General features: G+C 71.9%; 27 protein-coding genes. 20 read left to right on the forward strand and 7 right to left on the reverse strand.

Features of this window, described 5'->3' with window-relative positions; all coding sequences use genetic code 11:
* Window positions 1-19 precede the first annotated feature (19 nt).
* Window positions 20-547: an NUDIX hydrolase family protein gene (locus tag ACIGFK_RS29365; RefSeq protein ID WP_376661163.1), complete on the forward strand. Its 528-nt coding sequence runs from the start codon at window positions 20-22 to the stop codon at window positions 545-547.
* 23 nt (window positions 548-570) lie between these two features.
* Here ACIGFK_RS29365 and ACIGFK_RS29370 read toward each other — a convergent pair whose 3' ends face one another.
* A complete protein-coding gene (locus tag ACIGFK_RS29370) occupies window positions 571-1,803 on the reverse strand; it encodes a Kelch repeat-containing protein (RefSeq protein WP_400054236.1) in 1,233 nt (410 codons plus the stop codon).
* Window positions 1,804-2,031: 228 nt separating this feature from the next.
* Here ACIGFK_RS29370 and ACIGFK_RS29375 point away from each other — a divergent pair, with 228 nt between their 5' ends.
* Both ACIGFK_RS29375 and ACIGFK_RS29380 read left to right on the forward strand, forming a co-directional pair.
* Complete coding sequence (locus ACIGFK_RS29375) at window positions 2,032-3,555, forward strand: hypothetical protein (RefSeq protein WP_400054237.1); 1,524 nt, start codon at window positions 2,032-2,034, stop codon at window positions 3,553-3,555.
* Window positions 3,552-3,980, forward strand: coding sequence for a hypothetical protein (locus ACIGFK_RS29380; protein WP_376661154.1), 429 nt, complete (start codon window positions 3,552-3,554; stop codon window positions 3,978-3,980). The genes ACIGFK_RS29375 and ACIGFK_RS29380 overlap by 4 nt, the downstream gene beginning before the upstream one ends.
* 20 nt (window positions 3,981-4,000) lie before the next feature.
* Here ACIGFK_RS29380 and ACIGFK_RS29385 read toward each other — a convergent pair whose 3' ends face one another.
* Complete coding sequence (locus ACIGFK_RS29385; protein WP_376661153.1) at window positions 4,001-5,296, reverse strand: ABC transporter substrate-binding protein; 1,296 nt, start codon at window positions 5,294-5,296, stop codon at window positions 4,001-4,003.
* Window positions 5,297-5,492: 196 nt separating this feature from the next.
* Here ACIGFK_RS29385 and ACIGFK_RS29390 point away from each other — a divergent pair, with 196 nt between their 5' ends.
* A complete protein-coding gene (locus tag ACIGFK_RS29390; protein WP_376661162.1) occupies window positions 5,493-5,939 on the forward strand; it encodes a hypothetical protein in 447 nt (148 codons plus the stop codon).
* A gap of 27 nt (window positions 5,940-5,966) precedes the next feature.
* Window positions 5,967-6,863 carry a formyltetrahydrofolate deformylase gene (gene purU, locus ACIGFK_RS29395; protein ID WP_376661152.1) on the forward strand — a complete coding sequence of 299 codons (897 nt, stop codon included), beginning with the start codon at window positions 5,967-5,969 and terminating at the stop codon, window positions 6,861-6,863.
* 206 nt (window positions 6,864-7,069) lie between these two features.
* Here the strand turns inward: purU and ACIGFK_RS29400 are convergent, their stop codons facing one another.
* Complete coding sequence (locus ACIGFK_RS29400) at window positions 7,070-7,588, reverse strand: EF-hand domain-containing protein (protein ID WP_386471235.1); 519 nt, start codon at window positions 7,586-7,588, stop codon at window positions 7,070-7,072.
* A 351-nt stretch (window positions 7,589-7,939) separates the two neighbouring features.
* Here ACIGFK_RS29400 and ACIGFK_RS29405 point away from each other — a divergent pair, with 351 nt between their 5' ends.
* Window positions 7,940-8,521, forward strand: a complete 582-nt coding sequence (locus ACIGFK_RS29405; RefSeq protein ID WP_376662395.1) for a sigma-70 family RNA polymerase sigma factor — start codon at window positions 7,940-7,942, stop codon at window positions 8,519-8,521.
* Complete coding sequence (locus ACIGFK_RS29410; RefSeq protein ID WP_376662396.1) at window positions 8,518-9,855, forward strand: maleylpyruvate isomerase N-terminal domain-containing protein; 1,338 nt, start codon at window positions 8,518-8,520, stop codon at window positions 9,853-9,855. Before ACIGFK_RS29405 ends, ACIGFK_RS29410 begins: the two co-directional genes overlap by 4 nt.
* Before the next feature lie 1,484 nt (window positions 9,856-11,339).
* On the opposite strand, the gene ACIGFK_RS29415 is transcribed toward ACIGFK_RS29410, so the two are convergent.
* Window positions 11,340-12,986: a class I adenylate-forming enzyme family protein gene (locus tag ACIGFK_RS29415; protein WP_400054241.1), complete on the reverse strand. Its 1,647-nt coding sequence runs from the start codon at window positions 12,984-12,986 to the stop codon at window positions 11,340-11,342.
* Window positions 12,987-13,134: 148 nt separating this feature from the next.
* Between ACIGFK_RS29415 and ACIGFK_RS29420 the strand changes: the two genes are divergently transcribed.
* The 4 genes from ACIGFK_RS29420 (at window position 13,135) to ACIGFK_RS29435 (ending at window position 17,225) form a co-directional block, all read left to right on the forward strand.
* Window positions 13,135-14,349, forward strand: coding sequence for an amidohydrolase family protein (locus ACIGFK_RS29420; RefSeq protein WP_376660863.1), 1,215 nt, complete (start codon window positions 13,135-13,137; stop codon window positions 14,347-14,349).
* Window positions 14,349-15,503, forward strand: a complete 1,155-nt coding sequence (locus tag ACIGFK_RS29425; protein ID WP_376660862.1) for an acyl-CoA dehydrogenase — start codon at window positions 14,349-14,351, stop codon at window positions 15,501-15,503. The genes ACIGFK_RS29420 and ACIGFK_RS29425 overlap by 1 nt, the downstream gene beginning before the upstream one ends.
* A gap of 5 nt (window positions 15,504-15,508) precedes the next feature.
* Entirely contained in the window at window positions 15,509-16,432 is a 924-nt protein-coding gene (locus ACIGFK_RS29430) for an acyl-CoA dehydrogenase family protein (RefSeq protein ID WP_386470745.1), read from the forward strand.
* Between the two features lie 319 nt (window positions 16,433-16,751).
* The gene (locus tag ACIGFK_RS29435; protein ID WP_376660860.1) at window positions 16,752-17,225 is read left to right on the forward strand and encodes an ATP-binding protein; all 474 of its coding nucleotides are present in this window, start codon (window positions 16,752-16,754) and stop codon (window positions 17,223-17,225) included.
* 233 nt (window positions 17,226-17,458) lie between these two features.
* Here ACIGFK_RS29435 and ACIGFK_RS29440 read toward each other — a convergent pair whose 3' ends face one another.
* A complete protein-coding gene (locus ACIGFK_RS29440) occupies window positions 17,459-18,031 on the reverse strand; it encodes a barstar family protein (protein WP_376660859.1) in 573 nt (190 codons plus the stop codon).
* Between the two features lie 162 nt (window positions 18,032-18,193).
* Between ACIGFK_RS29440 and ACIGFK_RS29445 the strand changes: the two genes are divergently transcribed.
* The 3 genes from ACIGFK_RS29445 to ACIGFK_RS29455 all read left to right on the forward strand — a co-directional run bounded on the left by ACIGFK_RS29445 (window position 18,194) and on the right by ACIGFK_RS29455 (window position 19,377).
* Entirely contained in the window at window positions 18,194-18,601 is a 408-nt protein-coding gene (locus ACIGFK_RS29445; RefSeq protein ID WP_376660858.1) for a VOC family protein, read from the forward strand.
* Between the two features lie 105 nt (window positions 18,602-18,706).
* A complete protein-coding gene (locus ACIGFK_RS29450) occupies window positions 18,707-19,129 on the forward strand; it encodes a hypothetical protein (protein WP_376660857.1) in 423 nt (140 codons plus the stop codon).
* A 26-nt stretch (window positions 19,130-19,155) separates the two neighbouring features.
* Window positions 19,156-19,377, forward strand: a complete 222-nt coding sequence (locus tag ACIGFK_RS29455) for a hypothetical protein (RefSeq protein WP_400054245.1) — start codon at window positions 19,156-19,158, stop codon at window positions 19,375-19,377.
* Here the strand turns inward: ACIGFK_RS29455 and ACIGFK_RS29460 are convergent.
* Window positions 19,358-20,062: a hypothetical protein gene (locus ACIGFK_RS29460; protein ID WP_376660855.1), complete on the reverse strand. Its 705-nt coding sequence runs from the start codon at window positions 20,060-20,062 to the stop codon at window positions 19,358-19,360. The two genes, ACIGFK_RS29455 and ACIGFK_RS29460, sit on opposite strands and share 20 nt — an antisense overlap.
* A gap of 355 nt (window positions 20,063-20,417) precedes the next feature.
* Between ACIGFK_RS29460 and ACIGFK_RS29465 the strand changes: the two genes are divergently transcribed.
* The 3 genes from ACIGFK_RS29465 to ACIGFK_RS29475 all read left to right on the forward strand — a co-directional run bounded on the left by ACIGFK_RS29465 (window position 20,418) and on the right by ACIGFK_RS29475 (window position 21,876).
* Window positions 20,418-20,870 (forward strand): hypothetical protein, encoded by a 453-nt coding sequence (locus tag ACIGFK_RS29465; protein ID WP_400054247.1) that lies wholly within the window; start codon window positions 20,418-20,420, stop codon window positions 20,868-20,870.
* Window positions 20,867-21,427, forward strand: coding sequence for a matrixin family metalloprotease (locus tag ACIGFK_RS29470; protein ID WP_376660853.1), 561 nt, complete (start codon window positions 20,867-20,869; stop codon window positions 21,425-21,427). The genes ACIGFK_RS29465 and ACIGFK_RS29470 overlap by 4 nt, the downstream gene beginning before the upstream one ends.
* A 155-nt stretch (window positions 21,428-21,582) precedes the next feature.
* Window positions 21,583-21,876, forward strand: a complete 294-nt coding sequence (locus tag ACIGFK_RS29475; RefSeq protein WP_386470758.1) for a hypothetical protein — start codon at window positions 21,583-21,585, stop codon at window positions 21,874-21,876.
* A 13-nt stretch (window positions 21,877-21,889) separates the two neighbouring features.
* On the opposite strand, the gene ACIGFK_RS29480 is transcribed toward ACIGFK_RS29475, so the two are convergent.
* Window positions 21,890-22,816 carry a cyclase family protein gene (locus ACIGFK_RS29480; protein WP_386470761.1) on the reverse strand — a complete coding sequence of 309 codons (927 nt, stop codon included), beginning with the start codon at window positions 22,814-22,816 and terminating at the stop codon, window positions 21,890-21,892.
* 153 nt (window positions 22,817-22,969) lie between these two features.
* On the opposite strand from ACIGFK_RS29480, the gene ACIGFK_RS29485 reads away from it, so the two are divergent.
* The 3 genes from ACIGFK_RS29485 to ACIGFK_RS29495 are packed head-to-tail and all read left to right on the forward strand — an operon-like array spanning window position 22,970 to window position 26,176.
* Window positions 22,970-23,881 carry an SDR family oxidoreductase gene (locus tag ACIGFK_RS29485; RefSeq protein WP_376660851.1) on the forward strand — a complete coding sequence of 304 codons (912 nt, stop codon included), beginning with the start codon at window positions 22,970-22,972 and terminating at the stop codon, window positions 23,879-23,881.
* 13 nt (window positions 23,882-23,894) lie between these two features.
* On the forward strand, window positions 23,895-25,112 hold the full coding sequence (locus tag ACIGFK_RS29490; RefSeq protein WP_376660850.1) for an acyl-CoA dehydrogenase family protein: 1,218 nt from the start codon (window positions 23,895-23,897) through the stop codon (window positions 25,110-25,112).
* A complete protein-coding gene (locus tag ACIGFK_RS29495) occupies window positions 25,109-26,176 on the forward strand; it encodes a Zn-dependent alcohol dehydrogenase (RefSeq protein ID WP_376660849.1) in 1,068 nt (355 codons plus the stop codon). The genes ACIGFK_RS29490 and ACIGFK_RS29495 overlap by 4 nt, the downstream gene beginning before the upstream one ends.
* The last annotated feature ends 11 nt before the right edge of the window (window positions 26,177-26,187 follow it).

The following is a 26,187-nucleotide window of genomic DNA, read 5'->3' on the forward strand; positions in this document are numbered from 1 at the left end:
TGATCAAGCAATGTCTGACATGACTGAAACCGCGTCCGGCTGGCTGTCCGCGGACGAGCTGGAAACAGCCAGGGCCCGGATGCCGATCCTGTACGTCGAGGCCGTACCCGTGCGCGTGGACGCCAGCGGCGAAGTCACCGATATCGGGCTGTTGCTGCGCATCGGCCCGGACGGAACGGTCAGCCGGACCCTGGTGTCCGGCCGCGTCCTGCACCACGAGCGGATCCGTGACGCGCTGCTGCGCAACCTGGAGAAGGACCTCGGACCGGTGGCGCTGCCGCGCGTCCCGGCCTCCCTCCAGCCCTTCACGGTCGCCGAGTACTTCCCCACGGCGGGCATCACCCAGTACCACGACCCGCGCCAGCACGCCGTGTCCCTGGCCTACATCGTGCCGGTGACCGGGGACTGCCGCCCCCGGCAGGACGCGCTGGACCTGGTCTGGTTCAGCCCGCAGGAGGCCGGCTCCGCGGCCCTGCAGGGCGAGATGCCGGGCGGGCAGGGGGTGCTGCTCAAGCAGGCGCTCGCACACGTGGGCCACGTGTACTGATCCCCGCCCGCCGCGGCCTCCCCTCACGGACCCGAGGCCCCGCCGGTGACCCGGCCGCCGACGGCCCGGTCACCGGCGGGCTCGTCCAGGGGCGGGTCCAGGGCGTCGACCGTGCTCTGCAGACCGGTCGGCGAGCTGCCACCCGTGGCGTACACGCACGTGGCGCCCTGCCCGGGCGGACACTGCATGGCCGCGGCCGCCAGGTGCGAACGCGCCGTCGGAAGCGCGGGCAGCGTCGTCCAGGCGTTGGTGACGGGGTTGTACGACTCCACCGCGCCCGTGGTGTTGAAGCCGGGGCCGCTCCGGCCGCCGACCGTGTACACACACGTGCCGGTCTGGCCCGGCGGGCAGGGCGCGGCCGCCGCCGCGAGCAGGTACCGGCCGGTGGGCAGGGGCTCCACCGGACTCCACGCGTTGGTGGCCGGGTTGTAGGAGCGGACGGTCGCCTGGATGGTGCCGGTGCCGTCGACCCCGCCCATGGCGTACACGCAGAAGCCGGTCTGGCCCGGCGGGCACGTCGAGGCCGCCGCGGCGAGGCCGAGCCGGGGGGTGGGCAGCGGAGCGGGCTGGCTCCAGGCGTTGGTGACGGGGTTGTACGAGTGGACCTGCCCCAGCGGGGTGCCGGTGCCGTCGGCGCCGCCCACGGCGTACACGCAGGTGCCGGTCTGGCCCGGCGGGCAGGGTGCGGCCGCCGCCGCGAGCGATCCCCGCGGTGCGGGCAGCGCGGCGACCGTGCTCCAGGCGTTGGTGACGGGGTTGTACGACTCCACTGTGGCGACGGGGACGTCCGGCCCCGTGAGGGCGAAGGCCGTGTATCCGCCGACGGTGTACACGCAGGTGCCCGTCTGGCCCGGCGGACAGGGAGCGCTCGCCGTCCCGAAGCCCCAGCGGGGCGTGGGCATCGGGCGGACGGTCGACCATGCATTGGTGAGCCGGTTGAACGACTCCGCCCTGCCCGAGACCGAGCTGGGGGTCGTGGCGTTGCCGAGGGCATCACGGCCGCCCATGGCGTAGACGCAGGTGCCGGTCTGGCCCGGCGGGCAGGGTGCGGCCGCCGCCCCCAGGAAGTCCCGGGCCGCGGGCAGCGGAGCCAGGGTCGTCCACACCGTCCCGTTGGTGGCCGCCGCCGGAAGTACGCAGGTCAGGACGGCTGTGACGGCCGGCAGGAGTGCCTGTCGCAGGCGGTTCCACGGGTTCCGTCGCCTCCTGCGGCTGCTCGTGCTCAGCGGTCCTTCACTGACTCGTGGTCGTGACAACGCGGCCTCCTTGCCGGACGGGTACGGGCGATGTCTGCCCGGCCCGCCGCGGGCCGCACGGGGAATGGGCCGGACGGCCTTCCGCTTCGACCGTGCCGGATGACGTGCCGTCCCCCGACCGGGCCCGTCGGGCACGTGTGGCCGGATGGGGCTGCCGGGGGTGAGGGGGGACCGGGTAGCGTGGGCGGCCGGTTGATCGGGTTCGGGCGAGTCGGAGAAGGAGTCCCCGTGACGCAGAACGGACAGGGGGGTGCCCCCCAGTCGGGTGCCCCGTGGGGTCCGGACCAGGCGTCCGGTCATCCGGCCTACCCGCCGCAGGAGCCGGGCGGGCCGGCGTACGGCTATCCGCAGGCCTACCCCGAGCCGCAGGCAGCGGCGCCCGGCCACGTCGTGGGGCCCGGGTACGAGGGGCCGGGCGACCCGCACGGCTACGGCTATCCGCCGCTGCCGGAGGCCCAGACCCAGTACATCCCGCCCGTACCGGGGGCCCCGGCGGCTGCCGCTGCCCCCGGGCATCACGAGGCGGCGACGCAGTACATGGCTCCGGTGCCGGGAGGCGGCCCGGGGCCCGGTGGGGCGGCGGCGCCGTACGTCCCGCCGGTGCCGGGGGCCCCGGCGGCTCCCGCGGCCCCGGCGGCTCCCGGGCATCACGAGGCGGCGACGCAGTACATGGCTCCGGTGCCGGGAGGCGGCCCGGGGCCCGGTGGGGCGGCCGCGCCGGCGCCCGCGCATCACGAGGCCGCCACGCAGTACGTGGCTCCGGTGCCGACAGGGCCCGGCCCCGTCCCGCCCGCGCACGACGAAGCCGCGACGCAGTACATCCCGCCCGTGCCGGCCGGCCCCGTGGGGCCCGGCCCCGTCGCGCCCGCGCACGACGAGGCCGCCACCCAGTACATCCCGCCCGTGCCCGCCGGCCCCGCCGACGGGTTCGACGGGCTGTTCCGCGGCGAGGAGGCCGGGAACACCCAGCAGCTCCCGCCCATCCAGGAGCCGGTGCTGCGCCGGCCGCCGCCGCGGCCCCACCCGCCGCGTGCGCAGGGCCCCGTGCCGCCGCACGCGCATCAGCAGCAGTACCAGTACCAGCCGCAGCAGCAGTACGCCCCGCCCCCGCAGGAGGAGCCGGCCCGCAGGATCTCGCCCGGGATCATCGCCGCGGTGGTCATCGGCCTGGTCGTCGTCGGGCTCGGCGTCGGCTCGCTGCTCGGCGACGGCAAGCCGCAGAACAACGACCCCGGCGCGGTGGCGCCGGCGCCCACCGCCTCCGGCGGCAAGGCGGGGGCCGCCGAGGCCCCCGTCGACCCGGGCAAGCCGCAGGCGATCCAGCTGGACAAGCTCCTCGCGGACAGCAACGACAGCAGGGCCTCGGTGATCAAGGCCGTGGACGACATCAAGGGCTGCAAGAACCTCGACCAGGCCGCCTCCGACCTGCGCGACGCGGCCCGCCAGCGCGAGGAGCTGATCACCCGCCTCCAGGAGCTGAAGGTGGACCAGCTCCCGGACAACGCCCGCCTGACCGCCGCCCTCACCAAGGCCTGGCAGGCCTCCGCCGACGCCGACAACAGCTACGCCGCCTGGGCGGACGACGTCGACGACGACAAGTGCAAGGACGGCAAGGCCAAGAACTCGTCCCACGCCTCCGACGGCAACAAGTCGAGCGGCGAGGCGACGAAGGCCAAGGAACAGGCCGCGACCCTGTGGAACAACATCGCGGCCAAGTACGGACTCACCAAGCGGGACAAGTCGCAGCTGTGAGCCGGATATCGCTGTGGCACCGGCTGTTCGGCGGCAAACCGCAGCAGCCGGCCACGGAGGACGGCCCGGCGCCGCTCACCGTCGCGGAGATCACCGGGACCCTGAGCCGGAACATGGAGGCCGTCGAGGGCGACTTCAGCATGGAGGGCATCCAGAAGCTGGAGAACCCCGTCCCGATGCCGGTCCTGAACAGCGGGACGGAGCTCCTGGAACTCTGGCTGGAGCCGTTCGGCCAGGACTACTGGCTGCAGCCCGGCGAGAGCTTCGTCGTGACCTCGTACGGCTCCTGGAGCGGCCACCCCTTCGAGGTGGCCCACGAACCCGGCCGCATCGAGATCTGGGCCACCTCGTGGTTCGCCACGGTCACCTTCCCCGACGGCACCGAGGTGCCCGGCGGGCACCAGCGGCCGGACGGGACGTACTAGAGGCGGCCCGAGGGGACGTACTACGCGACCCGGGGTGCCTGTTCCAGGGTCGGGGTCATGTCCAGGGACTGCTCGCCCGGCTGCGCCACGAGGCGGCCGGACTGGACGAGCTGGAAGGTGACCCGGCCGTTGACGATGCGGGGGAAGCCGGCGACGGCGCGCATGTCCTGGTAGCGCCAGCTCAGGTCGGGGGTGAGGCCGCCGGTCTTGACCGCCTGTGCCTGGTTCAGCGCGCGGGCGACCTTGCGGGCGTTGACGTCCTCGTCCTTCTTGAAGCCCTTGATGATCTCCTCCAGGACCGTGTACGCGATCCAGGTGGTCTGCGCACCGCTGTCGTCGGCGTCGACGGTGTCGTCGCCGAAGGCGAAGTCGGCGATGACCTTCTTCATCGGCGCCCAGAGCGGATCGGCGGCCACCGGGTACCAGCTGGTGATGTACGCGCCCTCGAAGGGGCTCTCCTTGCCGCCGGTGCGGTCGACCAGGGACTGGCTGACGCTGCCCAGGACCGAGGCGATCTGCGGCTTCTTGCGCTGCGGTTCGGTGCGGCGGAAGGCGTCGAAGAAGGTCTCGGTGCGCTCGCCGAGGACCGCCGTGACGCAGCCGTTGTTCTTGTCCTTGTCCTTGGCACCGCCGCCCCCGGCGGTGTTGGCGAGGGCCTCGCGGGCCTGCGGGGTGAAGTCGGCGGAGTCCTCGGCGGCCCGGATGTCGGAGGCGTCGGCCATCTGGTTGGCCCGCAGGCCGGCGTTGAGCAGCACCGGCAGGGTGTCGCCGACGAGGGTGTCGGGCCGGACCAGCGCGACCTTCTCGCAGGCGCGGCCCAGCTGGTGCCCGGCCCCGGCGATGAGGACGGGCTGGCCGCCGTTGACGGGGTAGGAGAGGGTGGACTGGAACTCCTCGGAGGAGACCCCGTATCCGCCGATGAAGGGGATGCCCTCCACCTCCAGCGGCGCCATGAAGGCGCGCCCGTGCTGGCTGTAGGAGCCGACTACGGCCACGACCTTTTCCGCGATGGCCTTGCGGGCGCACTCGGCGGCGCCGTTGGCGGTGTTCTTCTCGTTGCAGGTCAGGACGCGGAGCTTGCGCCCGTTGATGCCGCCCTTGGAGTTCACCCAGCGTTCGTACGCCTTGGCCATGCCGGTCATTCCGGGCATGTTGGTCGCGTTCGTGCCTTCCGGCGCGAAGGTCATGACGGTGAGGGTGTCCCCGGAGCCCCCCGAGCCCCCGGGGAGCGTCCCGCATCCCGCGACGAGCCAGGCAACCGTCGCCATGGCCACCAAGGTGCGGGAGAAGGATCCAGCGCGTCGAGAGTTGGTCATGTCCATGCACCATTCCGCCCCGGAGGTAACTCACGAGTGAGATGGACACAACACCGGGTGACACCAAGGTGAATTACAGGGGTGTGGTCCCGTATGGGCGCTTCAAGATCGCGCTTTACAGGAACGTACGATCGAAAGCGTGACATTCGCCCAAGGTCCGAAGACCCCTTCCCGCCGGGGCAGCCGCTCCTCCACCATGGGCGGCATGCCCCTCAACGACATGCCGTGGTGGCGCTGGCGCAGCAACGTGCGCTCGGCGCTGCACATGCTCTCCGATCCGGCCTTCCACGAGGACACCTGGCTGGTCGGCGCCGAAGGGTACGGGGACGTCACCGACGCCGTGTACCGGCTCGTCGAGGACACCTGGCTCGACAGCTGGTCCGCCGAGAAGTACGTCGGCACGATCTTCCGCGACTCGCAGGAGGCGACCCTGGTCGACCTCGCCGTGCTGCGCGTGCTCCGGATCATGCACCAGGTCGGCCCCGACGCACCCGTCTCCGCCTACCTCGAGCACCACGCGTGGCCCGAGGCCGTGCGCGCCGCGCGCGAGGCCCACGTACGCATGGCCACGGCGGACGGGGACGAGCCGGACGTGCGCCCGACCTCGCTCGAAGTACTGAGGATCCTCACGCGCGCGGTGTGACAGCGCGGTGTGAAAGGCTGTGCGGTCATGAGCGACCCGCACACCGAGCACCAGGCCCAGGCCGCAGCCGAGCCCCTGCCCCAGTACGTTCTGACCGTGTCCTGCCCCGACAAGCAGGGCATCGTGCACGCCGTGTCCAGCTACCTGTTCATGACCGGCTGCAACATCGTGGACAGCCAGCAGTTCGGAGACCGGGAGACCGGCCTCTTCTTCATGCGGGTGCACTTCGAGGCCGAGCCCGAGGTGACGGTCGAGAAGCTGCGCGCGAGCTTCGCCGCGATCGGCGACTCGTTCCGGATGGACTGGCAGATCCACCGCGCCGACGAGCGCATGCGGATCATCCTCATGGTCTCGAAGTTCGGCCACTGCCTGAACGACCTGCTCTTCCGTGCGCGGATCGGGGCGCTCCCGGTCGAGATCGCGGCCGTGGTCTCCAACCACACCGACTTCGCCGAGCTGGTGGGCTCGTACGACGTGCCGTTCGTGCACATCCCGGTGACCAAGGACACGAAGGCGGCGGCGGAGGCGGAGCTGCTGGAACTCGTCCGCGCCGAGAACGTGCAGCTGGTGGTGCTCGCGCGGTACATGCAGGTGCTGTCGGACACCCTGTGCAAGGAACTGAGCGGGCGGATCATCAACATCCACCACTCGTTCCTGCCGAGCTTCAAGGGCGCGAAGCCGTACCACCAGGCACACGCGCGGGGCGTGAAGCTGATCGGCGCGACCGCGCACTACGTGACGGCCGACCTCGACGAGGGGCCGATCATCGAGCAGGAGGTCGAGCGGGTGGGCCACGAGGTGACCCCGGACCAGCTGGTGGCGGTCGGGCGCGACGTGGAGTGCCAGGCGCTCGCGCGCGCGGTGAAGTGGCACAGCGAGCACCGCGTCCTGCTGAACGGCGCCCGCACGGTGGTCTTCGCGTAGCGGTTGCCGGGGGTGGGCGCGGTGGCCCCTACGGGGCCGGCTGCCGGGGCACTGCCCCGGCAGCCGCGCCTCGGCGATCCAGCCCCTCCGGCGTTTGAGGAGCGGGTCTGGGCGGAGCCCAGGGTGCCGCGCAGCGGCAGCTTCGGCTTCCGCCCCCCGTCGGCGCGCAAGCCGCGGCGGAGCCCCCGCCCAGCCCCGACCCGCCGTCAGGCGTCCGGCGCTTCCACGCCGCAGTACGCCGCGAACGCCGTCAGGACGTCGTCCTCCGCGAGGCGGCCGTCGCCGTCCGGGTCCAGGGCCGCGGCCACCTGGGCCGCCAGGTCCGGCGCGGTGCCGAGCACGCGCAGCACCCGCGCGGCCGCAGCCGGCGTCGCGCCCGCACCGTCTTCGTCCGCCACCGCGATCACCGCCCGCAGGAACGGCCGCGCGATCTCCGCGAACCGCTGCGGGTTGTCCCGCAGCCGCTTCGCCGCGCCGGTGATGAACTCCTCGCGGGACACCCGCTGGTCCCCGTCGACGTCGGCGATCCCGGCCATTCCCTGCCAGAACGCCTCGGCGCCCGCGAAGACGGCCTGGCCCTTGTCCGACCGGGCGGTGGTACCGAATTCGGCCAGGACGGCCTTCGCGGCAGTGCTGAAGTCCTCCCGGTCGATATAGCCGGACCCATCCTGGTCGAAGGTGGCGAATCGGGCGGCGATCTTGCGCTCGTATTCTGCGCTGTCCATATTCGGCGTTCCGCCTTCACATGTGCGGTGGGGTACAGATCAAGACAGGACAGGAGCGTAAGGCCTATGTGGCCTGCGCGTTAAGCGAAGCGGTCAAGCAGGTGGCCGCATCGAACCCGCGCACGGGGAGCGCGGTGGGGCGCGTACATCTGTGCCATGTGCCGCCGCCCGCAACACCGTTCGCACCACCGCTCACACAGGTGCACACGGGTTCGCTCCGCGCTCACAACGAGCCACGGCTCTATCACGGAGGGCGTCCTTCCAGGGTGAGCTTCTCCCAAAACGGGCACGGGACGCTCCGTGCCCACTACATTCGATGAGTCGACACACGGCCCACGGCTGGGGGCACTTATGGCGAAGGACGTACCACCGCGCTGGGACCGCCGCATGCAGCAGCGCCTCGCGCGCGGCGAGGCGGCCGCACTCGGTGAGCTCTACGACCGTTTCGCCTCGCTCGTGCACAGCCTGGCGCACCGCGTCCTGGGCGACGAGAAGGCGGCGGACCGGATCACCCGCGAGGTGTTCGGCTACATCTGGGAGAACCCGGACGCCTACGACCCCAAGCAGGGCTCGATGCGTTCCTGGGTCGCCAGGATCACCCAGGGACAGGCCGTGGCCCGGCTGCGCCAGGCCGAACTGGGCCGGGGATCGCGCGAGGAGCTGGAGCAGAAGGTGCGCAGTGCCAACGCCGCCGCCCGCGCGGACTACATCGTGACCTCCATGCCCGCACCGCTGCGCGCCGCGCTCGAACTCGCCTACTTCAAGCGGCGCGACTACCGGCAGGCCGCCGCCGACCTCCAGATCAGCGAGGACGAGGCGCGCCGCCGGCTGCGGCTCGGCCTCCAGCTGCTGTCGACCGCCAACGCCCTCCCGCAGGAGGACACGGCCCGGCCGCCCGGATACGGCCCGAGCGAATATGGAACGTCCCGATGAACGGCCCCGCCGAATCGCCCGACGACGGATACGACGGCTACGTCGGCCCTGGCGGCCACGGAGGCCGTGACGGTCACGGGGGCCGCGGTGGCCATGACCGCCCGGGCGGCCCCGGCGGCCCGGGCGGGGATTCCGGATCGCCGCGCCCCGCCGGGGGTTCGCGCATACCGGGTCCCCGCGGAGCCGCCGACGACCTCGACCCACGGCACGCGCCCGAGCCCCTGCCCCAGCCGCCGCCCTCGCACGCCGTACTGAAGTCCCTGCTCGGCGCGTGGGCGCTGGCCGCGTGTTCCTCCGAGGAGACGCAGGCCGTCGAGGACCACCTCACCGAATGCGCGGCCTGCGCGGACGAGGCGCTGCGGCTGCGCGACGCGGTCGGGCTGCTGCACCCGGAGGAGAGCCTCGACCTCAAGCCGCTGCTGCGCTCGCGGGTGCTGGAGGACTGCCTGGGCAAACGGCCGGCCCGCATCCCGGTGCCGGTGTGGGCGAGCCCGTACGACACCGAGACCGCCCGGCTCGACGCCCTGCTCCAGGACTTCGGCGAGTCGGAATGGCACACCCCGGTACGGCTCAAGTGGTTCGAGGAGGAGCGCCGCCGGACCCGCCGCACCACCGTGGCCGGGGTCATCGGGCACCTGATGACGGACGACGGGCTGGTCGCGGGCGCGCTGGGTCTCGACGACCCGCTCGGGCCGGACGCGCCGAAGGGCGACCCGGCCGCCCGCACGGAGCACTTCTGGAGCGCGTCGTCGTACCCGACGACGCGGCAGGTCCGCGAGCCGTGGCGGGACCAGGGGCACACCCTGGTGCGCACCGTGTCGTTCGCGGGGAGGGGCGTGGCCGAACTGTCCGTGGACTACGGGCCCTTCGCGCTGCCCCTCGGGGACGCGTTCCTGGAGCGGGCCTTCGAGTGCTGGGTGCACGCGTGGGACATCGCGGAGGCCGTGGACTACCCGTACGAGCCGCCGTCCGGCCCCCACCTGCACCGCATGATCGACCTGGCGGCGCGCCTGCTCCCCGCGGCCCTGGCCCAGCGCCGCCGCGCGGGCCTGGCGGCCCCGGCGCGGGGCCTGGTCGCGGCGGGCGCACCGGGCCGCACGCTGCACCTGGAGATCGAGGGCGCGGGCGGAGGCGGCTGGGATATCGCCCTGGACTCGCCGGGCGCGAAGCCGTCGGCGGAGCGGACGGTGGCGGAGATCGCGCTGGACGGCATGGAGTTCTGCCAGCTGGCCGCGGGCCACATCTCCCCGGAGGAGGCGGCGGTAGGCCAGCACGGCGACCGCGAGGCCATCAGGGACGTCCTGTTCGCGGCGGCGTCGCTGAGCCGGTTGTAGGGGTGGGGTGCGGGGGACTTCTCCCCCTGCAACCCCCGCCCGCATGCCGCGTTCGCCCACCCACCGCGAGCGGGGGTGACGGCGGGCCGGAGCGGTCCTGTAGGGCGGGGTGGGGGTGATGGCGGGGTCCGAGCCGGCCGGCATCAGAGAGGGGTTGGGGCTTTCCCGTCAGTCCCATAGTCCTTCCGTGTCGAAACGGCCTGTCAAGGGCGCTCCTACGTCGCGTCGCTTCGCGATGGCCTTCGGCCACCCTTGACAGGCCGTCCCGCCACGGAAAGACAAGGACTGCCGGGAAACCCCCAAAAGAACGGGCCGGGGGAGACATTCAAGGATGGGCCCATCAGCGATGTCCGACCCCGCTCCGGCAGGAGCCGCGCCCGCCCTCGGGCCCTCCCGGGCAGCGGCCCGTCTGGGGCTGGTCTCGCCCCAGATCGCTACGCGCTTCTCCGTCTCGGCGTCTGCGGCCCGTCTGGGGCTGGTCATAAGCCGCCATCGATCGCTACGCGCTCCTCGATCATGGCGGCTGACCCCCGTCCGGGGCTGAGAGACCGCGAAATGGCGCCGATCAGGGGCCCAAAGGGGCACATGCTCGCCCTGGCCGAGGTGTAGTCGTGTCAGGACGAGACCGTCCCCACCAACCCACACCCATAACAGCCCAATTAGGGCATAGCGCCAGCTGTTTTGGTCGCCGACCGGCTCTGACGTGAGTACACCTCGGCATAGCCGCTGTCTGGTCGCTTTTCTCCTCTCGACGGCCGTCGGACGCGGTCATGGAGAAGGAAACCGGGCCCTTGGGCGGCCTATGACCAGCCCCGGACGGCCGTCGGACGCCGTCATCGAGGAGCGCGTAGCGATCTGGGGCGATACCAGCCCCGGACGGGCCGCAGACGCCGAGAAATGAGGAGCGCGTAGCGATTTGACGCGCCCGATCTCCCCCGACGGTCTTGTGGTCGAGGTTTGGGGGTGGGTGGCCGACTGCCCGGTGCGGATGGCGGCCTGTGAGGGCCCGAGGGGAGGGTGGGGGCCGAAGCGGGGCCGGACATCGCTGATCGACCCGGTTTTCCTTCTTCCGCCCGGCCCGTTCTTTTGGGGGTTTCCCGGCAGTCCTTGTCTTTCCGGGGCGGGACGGCCTGTCAAGGGTCGCCGTAGGCGATCGCGAAGCGACGCGACGAAGGAGCGCCCTTGACAGGCCGGCCCGACACGGAAGGACTATGGGACTGACGGGAAATCCCCAAGACCTCTCTGATTCCGGCCAGCCGACGTCCCGCCACCACCCCCACCCCGCCCATCAGGGAAAGGGGTTCATGGCAACCGCCCCAGAGCAGCGCCCGAAAAGGCGAAGCCCCCTCCCTCCAGGCCGCCGGCCCCCACCCCCACCCCCACCCCCACCCACCCGCACCCAGCGGGCGGGTGGGCAAACGCCGCCCCGGAGCGGGGGCCGCGGGGGGAGAAGTCCCGCGCGCGTGAGCCCGTACCCCCGCCCCTCAGGCGAACCGCTCGCGCAGTTGGTACTTCAGGACCTTGCGCAAGGCGTCGTTGCGGGGGAGGGAGTCCAGGAGTTCCAGTTGCTCGGGGAGTTTGTGGGGGGACAGGCCCTGGGCGCGGAGGTAGGACGTGAGCCGGGGGAGGGTCAGGGGGGTGGCGCCCGGGGGTTGTTCGACGACGGCGCAGACGCGTTCGCCGCGGGTGGGGTCGGGGAGGCCGATGACGGCCACGTCCGCCACCTCCGGGAGCTGGTGGAGGAGGTCCTCGATCTCCTTCGCCGAGATGTTCTCGCCCTTGCGGATGATGACGTCCTTGCTGCGGCCGGTGAGGACCAGGTAGCCGTCCTGGGTGAGGTGGCCCAGGTCGCCCGTGATCAGGTAGCCGTCCTGGTCGAAGACCTCCGCGGACCGGTCGGTGTTCAGGTAGCCCCGGCAGACCGCTTCGCCGCGCAGCCGCACCTCCCCGTCCGTGTTCGGGGGGAGCGGCGTGCCGTCCGGGGTGGTGATGCGGATGGACATGCCCTCCGGGGGGCGGCCCTCGGTGGTGGCGAGGTTTTCGGGGGTGTCGTCCGGGGCGCCCATGGTGATCATCGGGACCTCGGTCATGCCGTAGCCGTGGGTGAGCTGGCAGCCCAGTTCGCGTACGACGGCGTGGTAGATCTCCGGCGGTTTGGGGGCGCCGCCGCCCGCAAGGAGGCGGAGGGTGGGGATGAGGGGGGCGGAGGGGGCTTTGCGCTGTTCCGCGAGGAACATCGAGTAGAAGGCCGTGGAGCCGCCCGCGACGGTGACGCCATGGCGGCGGTAGCCGTCCAGGGCGTCCGGCATGGCGAACTTCTCGAAGAGGACGGCCGGGAAGCCGTACAGCAGGAGCATCACGGTGTAGTCCGGCCCGGCTATGTGCGCGAAGGGGAAGGCCATCGAGCCGACGTCCGACGGGGTCAGGTGCAGGGCGTGGGCCAGGCAGGAGCCGCCGGCGATCAGGGAGCGGTCGGTGTGCAGTACGCCCTTGGGGTCGGAGGTGGTGCCGGAGGTCCAGTAGATCCACCGGACGTCGGTGCCGGAGGTGGGCGGCGGGGGGAGTAGGTCCGGGTCGCCGTCCGGGAGGCTCTCGTACGCCTCGAAGACGCCGCGGGCGCCGAGCCGGGCGGCCATCGCGGTGTGGTCGTACCCCCGCCAGGTGCCGGGTACGGCGAAGAACTCGGCCTTGGACTCGCGCAGCGCGAAGCCGACCTCCCGGTCCCGGTAGAAGGGGATGACGGGGGACTGGACGGCGCCGATGCGGGCGAGGGCGATCGAGAGGAGCACCGTTTCGATGCGGGTGGGCAGCTGCCAGGCGACGACGGTGCCGCGGCGTACGCCCATGTCGTAGAGGCCGGCGGCGACGCGTTCGGCGCGGTCGCGGAGCTCGCCGAAGGTGAGCGTGCGGTCGGCGGCGGGGTCCTCGGCGGCCTCGATGAGGACGGTGGTGTCGGGGCTCAGCGCGGCCCGGCGGGCGACGAGCTCCCAGAGGGTGGCGCTGCGGCTCAGTTCCGTCGCGGTGGCCGTGTCGCCGGTGACTGCCGCAGTGACTCCTCCGGCGACCGCCTCGGTGATCGCGGTGCCGGTGGTCGTACCCCCCGCGCCCGTCCGCCCCGTCGTCTCCGTCATCCCAGACCTCCCCATAGCTGACGGATAGTCAGATCAAGCGCAGAGCGTAGAGCGCTGGCGCTTGTCGGTCCAGGGGTGGCGGGGCTAGCTTGTTTCTGACGATCCATCAGATTGATGGGATGCGTGTACGGGAATGGGGAGACGGCCAATGGGACTGGAACTGCCTCGGATCATCAGCGTCGACGACCACGTGATCGAACCCGCCCACCTCTTCGACGTCTGGCTGCCGGCCAAGTACCGCGACCGAGGCCCCAAGGCGCTCACCGCCGGCATCGGCGAGCTGGAGTACACCGGCGGCAAGTACGTGATCACCATGGACCCCGACGGCCCGCCGACCGACTGGTGGATCTACGAGGACCTGAAGTTCCCGTACAAGCGCAACATCGCCGCCGTCGGCTTCGACCGCGACGACATGACGCTGGAGGGGATCACCCGCGAGGAGATGCGGCGCGGCTGCTGGGACCCCAAGGCCCGGCTCGCCGACATGGACCTCAACCACGTGGAGGCCTCCCTGTGCTTCCCGACCTTCCCGCGCTTCTGCGGGCAGACCTTCGCCGAGGCCCACGACAAGGAGGTCGCGCTCGCCTGCGTGCGCGCGTACAACGACTGGATGGTCGAGGAGTGGTGCGGTGACAGCGGCGGCCGGCTGATCCCGCTCTGCATCATCCCGCTGTGGGACATCGACCTCGCGGTCGCGGAGATCCGGCGCAACGCCGCCCGCGGCGTGCGCGCGGTGACCTTCTCCGAGATCCCGACGTACCTCGGACTGCCGTCCATCCACTCCGGCTACTGGGACCCCTTCTTCGCCGTCTGCCAGGAGACCGGCACGGTGGTCAACATGCACATCGGGTCCAGCTCCCAGATGCCCGCCGCCTCCCCCGACGCGCCGCCCGCCGTGCAGGCCTCGCTCAGCTTCAACAACGCCATGGCCTCGATGATGGACTTCCTGTTCAGCGGGGTGCTGGTGAAGTTCCCGACGCTGAAGCTGGCGTACAGCGAGGGCCAGATGGGCTGGATCCCGTACGCCCTGGAGCGCGCGGACGACGTCTGGCAGGAGCACCGGGCGTGGGGCGGGGTGCGGGACCTGATCCCCGAGCCGCCGTCCACGTACTACTACCGGCAGATGTTCTGCTGCTTCTTCCGCGACAAGCACGGCATCGCCTCGCTGGACGTGGTGGGCCGCGACAACGCCACCTTCGAGACCGACTACCCGCACGTGGACTCGACCTTCCCGCACACCAAGGACGTCGCCCTCGACCACGTGAAGGGCCTCGACGACGAGACGGTCTACAAGCTGATGCGCGGCAACGCCATCCGCATGCTCGGCCTCGACCTCGACAAGGACCGGCGGCGGGACGCCTAGTGGACCTGACCTACACGGAGGAGGAGCAGGAGTTCCGGGCGCGGCTGCGCGAATGGCTCGCCAAGGTGCTGCCCGAGCTGCCCCCCAAGCCGTCCCCCGACGACTGGCCGGGCCGGCGCGAGTACGACATGGGCTGGCAGCGCAGGCTGTACGAGGCCGGGTACGCGGGACTGCACTGGCCCGTGGACGCGGGCGGCCGCGGGGCCACCCCCACCCAGCACCTGATCTACCTGGAGGAGACCGAGCGCGCGGGAGCCCCGTACGTCGGCGCGAACTTCGTCGGGCTGCTGCACGCCGGCCCGACCATCGCCGCCGAGGGCACGGCGGAGCAGCGGGCGCGCTGGCTGCCGCCCGTGCTGCGCGGCGACGAGGTGTGGTGCCAGGGCTTCAGCGAGCCGGACGCGGGCTCGGACCTGGCCTCGCTGCGCACCCGCGCGGTCCGCGACGGCGACGAGTACGTGATCACGGGGTCGAAGATCTGGACCTCGCACGCGGAGGTCGCCGACTGGTGCGAGCTGCTCGTGCGGACCGATCCGGCGGCCCCGAAGCACCGGGGGATCTCCTGGCTGGCCATGCCGATGGACGCGCCGGGGGTGACGGTGCGGCCGCTGCGCACGCTCGCCGGGTCGACGGAGTTCGCGGAGGTGTTCCTGGACGAGGTACGGGTCCCGGTCGCGAACCGCGTCGGCGCGGAGAACGACGGCTGGCGGGTCACCATGGTGACGCTGTCCTTCGAGCGGGGCACCGCCTTCGTCGGCGAGGTCGTCGCCTGCCGCCGCACGCTCGGCGAACTGGCCCGCACGGCCAGGGCGAACGGCCGCTGGGACGATCCGGTGCTGCGGCGCAGGCTGGGGCGGCTGTACGGGGAGTTCGGCGCGCTGTGGCGGCTCACGCAGTGGAACGTGAGCGAGGCGCAGCGGGCCGGTGGGGTCCCCGGGATCGGCGGGTCGGTCTTCAAGCTGGCGTACTCGCACGCGCGGCAGGAGCTGTACGAGGTGGCGGCGGAGGTGCTGGGGGCGTCGTCCCTGGTGCTGGAGGAGGAGTGGACCCTGGACCGGCTCTCCTCCCTCTCCTACACGATCGCGGCAGGCACGTCGCAGATCCAGCAGAACATCGTCGCCGAGCGGATCCTCGGCCTCCCGAAGGGCCGGTGAGGGGCGTGGACTTCCAGCCGACGGAGGAGCAGAGGGATCTGCGGGCGGGCGTACGGGACCTGCTGGAGGGCCGGTACGGGCGGGAGGCGCTGCGGGGGTCGGTGGACGGCGCGGGCGGCGGCGCCCCTGTCGTCGACCGTGCCCTGTGGCGGGAGCTGGGCGAGGCGGGCTTCTTCGCGCTGCGGCTCCCGGAGTCCGCGGGAGGTGTCGGCCTCGGGCTCGCGGAGGCGGTGCTGGTCTTCGAGGAGGCCGGGCGGGTCCTGCTGCCGGGGCCGCTGGTGGCCACGCACCTGGCCGCCGGGGTGGTCCCGGGGGCGGCCGAGGGGACCGCGGTGGTGACGGCCTGCGACCTGGGCGGGGGCCTGGTGGCGTACCTGGGGGAGGCGGACGCGGTGCTGGCGGCTCCGGGGCCGCCAGCCGGCTCTCCCGTGCGCTCGGCGGACCCGCTGACACCGCTGCACCGCATCTCTTCGTCCGCGGACGTGTCGTCGTACCGCTCCGAAGGAGCCCTGCTCACGGCGGCGCTCCAGGTCGGCAGCGCGCTGCGGACGGTGGAGCTGGCGGTGCGGTACGCGGGGGAACGCGAGCAGTTCGGGCAGCCGATCGGGGCGTTCCAGGCGGTGAAGCACCTGTGCGCGCAGATGCTGGTGCGGGCGGAGGTGGCCCGTACGGCGGTCTACGCGGCGGCGGTGACGGCCGACGGCGGTGAGATCGCGGCGGCGAAGCTGCTGGCGGACGAGGCGGCGGTACTGGGCGCCCGGGACTGCCTGCAGGTGCACGGCGGCATGGGCTTCACGTGGGAGGCGGACGTGCACCTGCACCTGAAGCGGGCGTGGGTGCGGGCGGAGCAGTGGCGGACGGCGGGGGAGGCGGAGGAGCTCCTGGCCGCCGAACTCCTGCTGTCCGCCTCCTCTTCGTCACCGTCGTAGCTGGCTGTCACGGAAGGCACGGGTGGGACGGCGGGGGACGCATGTCCGATTACGGAGAGTTGATATCGGTTTGTGTCCTTCGCCCGCCCGCCAACGGCCCGGAGATGCCGGTCTGCCACGGTACGCTCCCACGATGCGGGCGGTTGAGCGGCGCGGGAGCCGCACAGTATGCACCACATCCACTCCATCGCGCGGGAATATGCCCGAAGCGCTTGTTGTGGTGACTGTATGTCAACCATGCTGCTCGACAAGGGGATCACGCTGGGTGATTCCATCTCGTCGCGAGGCGAAGTGTCCGCCGGTTCGGATGGTGTGAGCGGTGCAGGTGCTTCAGGTTCAGCTGGAGGTAGGACCGGACCCCGCCGAGGTCGGCCGGGCCCGCCGGTGGGCGCGCTCGCGGCTGGCGGGGTCGGACATAGGGGACGACGAGCCGCTCGCCGAGACGCTGATCCTGCTGATCTCCGAGCTGGTCACGAACGCGGTGGTGCACACGGGCTGTCCGGCCGTGCTGCGGATGCTGTTCCGGGGGCCGGGCGTACGGGTGGAGGTCGCGGACGCCAGCGACCGCGCGCCGAGCCGCCGACAGGCCGCGGGGGACGACACCAACGGCCGCGGCCTGGAGCTGGTCGACGGCCTGGCGGACCGCTGGGGCTGGCAGCGCGAGGGCGCGGGCAAGCGGATCTGGTGCGAGGTCGACCGCGCGGAGAAGGCGGCGTCGGACGGGGCCACCAGCAGCCCGTCGGGTTCGTCGAAAATTCACCCTTCCGGTCGGGAACCACACGTGTACCTCTAACGAGATATTGACGATCCGTCACATCTTGATCACCCTGGTGTGGAGCGATTCGACGCGAGGGGACGCCAAGGGCCTGCCTTGACGAGTGCGGGTCGCGGGGTGGCGGCCGCCGTGCCGCGCTCGGGGCGTGCATGCGCGCCGCCGCCACCCGCAGTAGCTCTGTTGGGGCCTGGGTCGCGGGCGCGAGGGGCTCGGCTCGGCCGCTGTGGTGAATCGCGGCGGACTTGGGTGGCTCACCAGTGGGGCTGTTCTTCCCATCCTTCGAACTGTCCCGCGAGGGTGGAGGCGAAGTTCCTGTCGCAGGACAGGACGACGGAGAGTTTCGTGAGCGTCACGCCTTCAGGGTGCTTGGTGTAGGACCACCGTCTGCCGGCGCGCCACAGCGATTCGAACAGGAGCCTGCGGGCGTCGCTGTCCTCGGCAAGGGCGCTTTCGGCGGATTCGATGATCAGGATGCGGTTCTCCGCCGAGAGCCACTCGAGATCGCGCACGCAGTCATAGAAGGCGTGCCAGTTCCATCCGAAGTAATCGGGGAACTTGAGCACTTCCGAGAAGTGCTGGAACGCCGAGACCTCGTCCGGCATTTCCCGGCCGTTGAGGCGCGCCACGTACACGCTGCCCGACGCGGGCAGGAGTTCGTCCAGTGGCAGGCCGCCGCCCGGTGTGATGACGTGCATCCACGGAGCGACGCGGATCGTCGGCCTCTCATCCTCCATTGACCCGCCCAACTGCCCTTCTTCAGGTTTCCTTTTGCCGCTCTCCAGTGTTTCACCCAGGGTGGATGCCGGGCAGGCTGCCGGCCCCATGGGGGGGCGAGCCACTCGGCCGGTTCCGGTGCGGCGGGGGATTGGGCAACACGTCGCAAGTAGGACAGGTCCTGGCCTAGTCGGTGGCTACAGTCGGGATCGGCCGCGGTGAGGGTGTGCGGTCGGGAACCGGGTTTCGTGGCGGCGGAGGAGTGGGCGGACGTGTTGCGAGGGCTTACGACGGTCAGCTTCTGGGCCGATGATCTGGACGCGGCCAAGCGCTGGTATTCCGAACTGCTCGGGGTCGAGCCGTACTTCGAGCGACCCGGGTACGCCGAATTCCGGCTGGGGGACTACCAGCACGAGCTGGGGCTGATCGACCGGCGGTACGCGCCCGGCGGGGCGGCGGGCGGGGTCGGCGGGGCCGTCGTGTACTGGCACGTCGATGACGTGCAGGTTGCCTTCGAGAGGCTGCTGGCCATGGGGGCGACGGAGTACGAGGGCCCGGTGGAGCGCGGGCCGGGGTTCGTCACGGCTTCGGTGACCGACCCCTTCGGGAACGTCCTGGGGATCATGTACAACGCGCACTATCTGGAAATGCTCGGCGAGACGGGCGCGGCGGACGCGTAGGCGTCCGGTGGTCGGTGGTAGGTGGTCGGTGTGGATGTGGAGGGCGGCGTGGACGGTTCGCGGGACGGCTTTCGCCTCGAGAAGGGGGCGACGGGATTCTGGCACGTGAGCGAGGCGCCGCTGCGCGAGGTCGAGGTCGGGAGGTGCCGAGCCGCCTGGTACGCCGTCGCTCTCGCCGCCGACGGGCGGCCGGGGGATTTCGCGGAGCGGGTGTACCCGTACAACTTCCACAGTGCGACGGTCGTCGACGGGGACGGCGGGCAGCACGTGGTGCTGTTCCATGCCCATCAGCCGCTGGTGGCCTTCGTCGCCGAGCGGCGGTACGGGTACGCCGACGAGTTCCTGGAGCCCCCGGCCTGGGCCGTTGCCGCACTTGGTGACGCGGGGTTCGTGGTGCTGAGCGCGGCGCAGCTCCTGTCGTCGGCCGGGGAGTGGGACGCCTCGGTGCTGTCGCCTTCCGAGCACAAGCAGATCTCGTACTGGGAGCCGGAGACTCTAGGAGCCATGCTGTTCAATGCCTGGGATTGACGGTCGGGGCGAGAACAATGGTCCTCGTGGAGCTTTTCGAGGAGGCCGTGGCCGCACTGTCCGCCGAGCATCCCGGCGACGAGCGGGGCCGCATGCTGCGCTCGATGGGGGTGAAGACGGGCGGGAAGTTCTACACCTTCGCCACCGAGGCGGACGTCGTGATCGCGGCCGCCGCACGCCGCCCCGGCAATCCGGTGCGGCGCGCGGTGGGCGCGGCGCCGGCGGGGTCTAGCCCTCCGCGCAGATGACGTCGTACGGGCGGCCGACCGCCATCGTGAGCTGCATCGGCTCCGTGGTTCCCGACGGGCACTCGCTCTTCGTCTTGACGAGGCCGAGGACCTTGTACGTGCCCTTGGCGGCGCCCGCGCAGGGGACTTCCTGGGCCTGGTCGGTCACGCAGTCGCCCTTCACCAGCTGGCCGCCGCCGGCGCCCGCGTCGCCGGGGTGGTCGCCGGAGAGGTTGCGGCCGCAGACGGTGTTGGTGGGGATGCCGCTGCTCTTGCCGCCGTTGTAGGAGATGCTCACCTCGATCATCAGGTCGGTGCCGGCCGGGCACTGGATCGCCCCGGGGAGGATGCTGGCTTCCTTGATGTCGATGGCCTTGAAGGTGGCGCCGGCGGCGCTGCACTTCTGGGGCCGGTAGCCGTCGGGCTTGTTGGCCGGGTCCGGGCCACCGCAGTCGCCGACCTTCCAGGAGCTGGAGGTGTCCGAGGAAGACTCCGGGTTGCCGGGGTCGGAGGACTTGGCGGGGGAGCCCGGGGTGGAGGCCGAAGACGAGGGCTTGCCATCGGTCTTGGAGCCGTCCGCGAGCAGCACTCGGGAGACGCCGTAGAGGGCGGCGATGACGACGAACACGACCACGAGGATCGCGGCGGTGTTGTTCTGGCGGCGCGGCGGGGGCGGGGGCGGCGGTACCTGGTACGGGTTTGCCATCGCTCTTCCTGGGGGTTGTGGTGGGGTACGGGGTGTGACGCGCGAACGGTGACGCGTCATGGACACCTCATGGTTCCAGGTGCGGGCCCCCGCCTGATCGGTGGCTCCTGAACGCATGGCGTACGTCCCGGATGTGCGGCCGACCGGCCGGCCTGGCCGGCCGCACGGCCGGGATGATCCATTTCCGTGCGCATCGGGTGGATGCACCCGGAATAAGTCCTACTACCACCGTTTTCAGCCGCTTCGGAGGCTCGCTCCTGGCTGCCCCGACAGGTGCGTGGTTACGGTCGGCAGCCTGCCGCCACACCTCGGGCGCACGGCTCGTAGCGACTAGCGGCAGGCATAGAGGTGAACTTTGTTCAAGCGCATCTCGATCGCGGCCGGGGCGCTCGCCCTGGCCGGTGTCTCGCTGGCGGGAGTGGCATCGCTCGCGTCGGCGTCGCCCACTGCGGGGCAGGGGGCGGTGGCGGGAAAGCCCGCGCCGGTCTGGCCCGAGTACCTGCCCAAATCCCAGCAGCCGATGAACATCAACCCGGAAAAGTCACCGGACTTGACCCCGCCGAAGGGCGGGGAGCGGCGGGCCGCGGCGGCCCGGCCCTCGGAGGCGCAGAAGCTCGCAGACGCGCAGGCGTTCGCGGCGAAGCATCCGAACGAGGCGGTGGTCTGCTTCAAGGACGACGGCACCGTCGCGGGGGTCGCCGTGGCCGACCGCGTGAACAAGGACCAGCCGATCAGCGAGGCCGAAAAGGCGTCGATCTGCACGGTCGGCAAAGCCGGCAAGCCCGGCGGTAAGGGGGCCGGCCGGTGAGGATCCGCAGCATCCGCAAGGCCATGGCCCTGCCCGCCGTGGTCATGGCGCTGTTCACGGCCCTGGTGACGACCGCTCCGGCAGCTCAGGCCGGGCCACTGCTCGGGGGGCACTGGTCCCGGGACGGCACGGCGCGGGCCCAGATCTACTTCGTGGACCACACGGGGTCCTTCTGGCCGGTCGGGTCCACGGTCAGCCAGTGGAACAAGGCGAGCGGGGTCGACTCGTACTACGTCACCTCGTGCCCGGGGTCGTGGCTGCACTGCGTCGATGTCAACGAGTACAACACCGCCGACGGCAACTACGGCGTGACCTACTACAACATCGGCTCCGACGGCCACTTCACCTCCGCGGACGTGTGGTTGAACAACAACACGGTGCGGAACTCCACGCAGGCCCGCAAGACGTCGTGCCACGAGGAGGGGCACGTGCTGGGGCTGGACCACCAGTTCACGCCGTCCAGCTGCATGATGTCGGGCAATGCCGTGACCAACGGCATCTCGACGTATCCGAGCCAGGACGATCTGAACACCCTGCACAACCTCTACGACCACTGACCGGTCCCGGCAGTCGCAGGCCTCCGCACCCCTCCGGTACCGGTCGGGTGCGGGGGCCTTCGTGGCGTGGAACCGGATGGGGCCGGGCCGCGTCGGACCGTCGCGCGACACACCGGACCAGGGGAGCCGAGATGCGACGTTGCACGACAGTACTGATGGCGGGAATGGCGGCGGCGGTGCTCGCCGGGTGCGGTTCGGCGCCGGGTGCGGGGGGCGGGGCCGGGGGCGCGGGGCCGACACCGTCGGCCCCGCCCTCCCTGTCCTCGGCGTCACCCGGCGGGCAGCCGACCGCAGCCGCGACCGGGGACACCGAGAAGATCACCTGCTACGCGAAGGACGGTTCGGTGGCCGGTCACGTGCAGCTCGACCGGGCCGATCCGGGTGCGCCGGTGGCCGACGCCGAGAAGCAGAAGCTGTGCGCGGCGAAGGGGTGGAGCGCCACCCGCTGACGGGCGGCGCTGCTCAGAGGACGGCCACCGGGGCGACCGGGGTGCCCACCGCGCCGACGAAGGGTTCCGGCATCGCCGAGAGGAGGAAGGCGTAGCGGCCTTCTTCTGCACAGGCTGTGGACAACTTTTCGAGGTTCCAGTTCTGGCCCTGGTGCATGCCCATCTCGACGAGGTCGAGGGCGTGCACCGGGAGCCAGAGGTTCTCGATCTCCGGCGGGAAGATCTCGAAGGTGAGGGTGTCGTTGGCGACCGCCGCGACGTCCCGGGCGTGGAACCACTCGGGGGTGCGCACGGAGAGGCCGGGGGACGGGAAGCCGTAGCCGTGCTTGTCGCCCGCCAGGTAGACCTGGATCTGGCCGGTGCGTACCAGGACGATGTCGCCCGCGCGGACCGTGACCCCGCCGAACTCCTCGGCCTCCGCCAGGTCCTCGGGGGTGACGGCGTGGCCGCCCGGGAGGCGGTCGAGGCCCTTGGCGCGGGCCACGTCGAGGAGGACCCCGCGCGAGACGATGTGGCCGGCCTTGTCGATGCCGCTGAACTCGGCGCGGCCGTGCGCCGTGATCGTGGACGCCGGGCGGCCGTTGTAGATCCGGCCCGAGTGCGAGACGTGGGTCAGGGCGTCCCAGTGGGTGGCGGCCTGGAGCCCCATCGTCACGGCGTCGTCGCTGCACGCCACCGTGCCCGGGCCGAAGAGCTCCTGGTTGATCTGCACCATCGTGTGCAGCGGGTTGATCCGGCCGGGGATCATGCCGGCCTGGACCCCGTCCTCCTTCAGGGGCAGGGCGAGCGGTATCCGGCGGCCGCTGCGGATCTCCGCCGCGGCGGCGCGGACGACCTCGTCGGTGACGAGGTTGAGGGTGCCGATCTCGTCTTCGGCTCCCCAGCGTCCCCAGTTGTTGACGCGCTTGGCGATGTCGTGGAACTCGGCGGGCATGGTCATGGGCGTCGACAGCTCCTTGCGTGGAGAACGTGGAGAACGTGGCGGACGTGTCGGACGTGGCGGACGGAGAGAAGGCAACGGGGGCTTGTGCTCCGGCATCGGCGTGCCCATAGAATCTAACGGTCCGTCAGAAAACGTGGGAAGGGGCCGGACGTGGGGAACTTCTTGGCAGGCAAAGTCGTCGCCGTCACCGGCGCCGGCCGGGGCATCGGGCGGGCCGTGGCACTCGCCGCGGCCGCCGAGGGGGCCAAGGTCGTCGTCAACGACTACGGGGTGGGGATCGAGGGCGGCGAGCCGACGAGCGAGATCGCCGAAGGCGTGGTGAAGGAGATCCTCGCCGCGGGCGGCGAGGCCGTCGCCGTCGCGGACGACATCTCCACCATGGCGGGCGGCCAGCGCATCGTCGACACCGCGCTCGCGCAGTACGGACGCATCGACGGGGTCGTGTGCGTCGCCGGCATCCTGCGCGAGCGGATGCTGTTCAACATGTCCGAGGAGGAGTGGGACCCCGTCGTCGCCACCCACCTCAAGGGCACGTTCACCGTGTTCCGCGCCGCCTCCGCCGTCATGCGCAAGCAGGGCACCGGCACGCTCATCGGCTTCACCAGCGGCAACCACCAGGGCTCCGTCGCCCAGGCCAACTACAGCGCCGCCAAGGGCGGGATCATCTCGCTGGTACGGAGCGCCGCCCTCGGGCTCGCCAAGTACGGGGTCACCGCCAACGCCGTCGCACCCGTCGCCCGCACCCGCATGTCGGCCAACGTCCCCATGGAGCTCAAGGAGATCGGCGAGCCCGAGGACGTGGCCGCGCTCGTCACCTACCTGCTCAGCGACCGCGCCAGGGCCGAGGACATCACCGGTCAGGTCTACACGATCGCCGGCCCCAAGATCGCCGTCTGGGCGCAGCCGCGCGAACTGCGCGCCGGGTACGCAGAGGGCACCTGGACCCCGGAGAAGATCGCCGACTTCCTCCCCGGGACCGTCGGCAAGGACCCGATGCCGATGCTGGCCCAGCTGGAGGCCATGGCCAAGGCGGCGGCCGCCAAGGACCGCCCCAACGCCTGACGGGGGGAGCGGCGTGGATTTCGGCTTCGGGGCCGAGGACGAGGAGCTGCGCGGCCGCGCCCGGGCGTGGCTGGCGGAGCACCTCGTGGGCCCGTACGCGCAGGCGGTCGGCCTCGGCGGACCGGGCAGCGAGCACGAGGAGGTCGACGCCCGGCGTGCGTGGGAGCGCGAGCTGGGCCGCGGGGGCTGGATCGGGCAGGGCTGGGACGTGCCGGAGGGGGTGTACGGGCAGCGGCGGCTCTCGCTGACCGGGCAGGTGGTGTGGGCCGAGGAGTACGCGGCGCTGCGCGCGCCCGGCCGGGTCGGCCACATCGGGGAGAACCTCCTCGCGCCGACGCTCATCGCCTACGGGTCCCCCGAGCAGCAGGGCCGCTTCCTCCCCGGGATCGCCGCGGGCGAGGAGTTGTGGTGCCAGGGCTACAGCGAGCCCGGCGCCGGCTCCGACCTCGCCGCGATCCGTACGGCGGCGGTCCGGGACCCGGCGGACGGGCTGTACCGGGTCACCGGCCAGAAGATCTGGACCTCGCTCGCCCGGGACGCCGACTGGTGCTTCGTCCTGGCCCGCACCGAGCCGGGCTCGCGCCGCCACCGGGGGCTGTCCTTCCTCCTCGTACGGATGGACCAGCCGGGGCGGGTCGAGGTCCGGCCCATCCGCCAGATGTCGGGCACCTCCGAGTTCAACGAGGTGTTCTTCGACGGGGCGGTCGCGGCGGAGGCCGTCGGCGCCGAGGGCGAGGGCTGGACCGTGGCCATGGGGCTGCTCGCCCTGGAGCGGGGCGTCTCGACGCTGGTCCAGCAGATCGGCTTCGCGGCGGAGATGGAGCGCGTACTGGCCTCGTACGCCGCTTCCGGTACGGCGGCGGGCGCGGACGATCCCGTGCTGCGGGAGCGGCTCGTGCGCCAGTGGGCGGAGCTGCGCACCATGCGGTGGAACGCCCTGCGCACCCTGGGCGGCGAGGGGGATCCGGGGGCTCCGAGCGTGGCCAAGCTGCTGTGGGGCGGCTGGCACAAGCGGCTCGGCGAGCTCGCGGTCGAGGTCCGCGGCGCCGCGGCGACGGCCGGGCCGGCTGCGACGGCCTGGGCGCCCGGGCTCCCGTACGAGCTCGGGCTCGACGAGGCGCAGCGGCTGTTCCTGTTCACCCGTGCCGACACGATCTACGGCGGTTCGGACGAGATCCAGCGGAACATCATCGCCGAGCGCGTGCTCGGCCTGCCTAAGGAGTCGCGGTGAGAGGCGTCGTATTCGACGGCAAGCAGGCGCAGGTGGTCGACGACCTGGAGATCCGGGACCCGGGGCCGGGGGAGGTGCTGGTCGCGATAGCGGCGGCCGGGCTGTGCCACAGCGACCTCTCGGTGATCGACGGGACGATCCCCTTCCCGCCGCCGGTCGTACTGGGTCACGAGGGCGCTGGGGTCGTCGAGGCGGTCGGCTCGGGCGTCACGCACGTGGCGCCGGGGGACCACGTGGCCCTGTCCACGCTGGCCAACTGCGGGGCGTGCGCGGACTGCGACCGGGGGCGGCCCACGATGTGCCGCAAGGCGATCGGGATGCCGGGGCAGCCCTTCTCGCGGGGCGGGAAGCCGCTGTTCCAGTTCGCGTCGAACTCGGCGTTCGCGGAGCGCACGATCGTCAAGGCCGTGCAGGCGGTGAAGATCCCGGCGGACATCCCGCTGACCTCGGCGGCGCTGATCGGCTGCGGGGTGCTGACGGGGGTGGGCGCGGTCCTGAACCGGGCCCGGGTGGACCGGGGCGAGTCGGTGGTCGTCATCGGCACCGGCGGCATCGGGCTGAACGTGCTCCAGGGCGCGCGGATCGCTGGCGCCACCACCATCGTGGCGGTCGACGCGAACCCGGCGAAGGAGGCGGTGGCCCGCCGGTTCGGGGCCACGCACTTCATCGACGCGTCCGCGGTCCCGGACTCCTCGGCCGCGGTGAAGGAGATCCTTCCGACGGGCGCGGACCACGCCTTCGAGTGCGTGGGCAACGTCAAGCTGATCCGCCAGGCCGTCGACCTCCTGGACCGGCACGGGCAGGCGATCCTGCTCGGGGTGCCCGGCTTCAAGGAGGAGGCGTCGTTCCAGGTCTCCTCGATGTACCTCGACAAGACGATCATGGGCTGCCGGTACGGCTCCTCGCGCCCCCAGCGCGACATCGCCCTGTACGCCGAGCTCTACCGGCAGGGCGGGCTGCTGCTGGACGAGCTGGTCACGGAGGTCTACCCGGTCGAGGACTTCGCGAAGGCCGTCGACGACGCCCACCACGGGCGGGTGGCGCGGGGCGTGCTCACCTTCTGACCGGAGCGGAG

The organism is Streptomyces sp. NPDC085524, from assembly GCF_044541755.1.
Classification (GTDB): Bacteria; Actinomycetota; Actinomycetes; order Streptomycetales; family Streptomycetaceae; genus Streptomyces.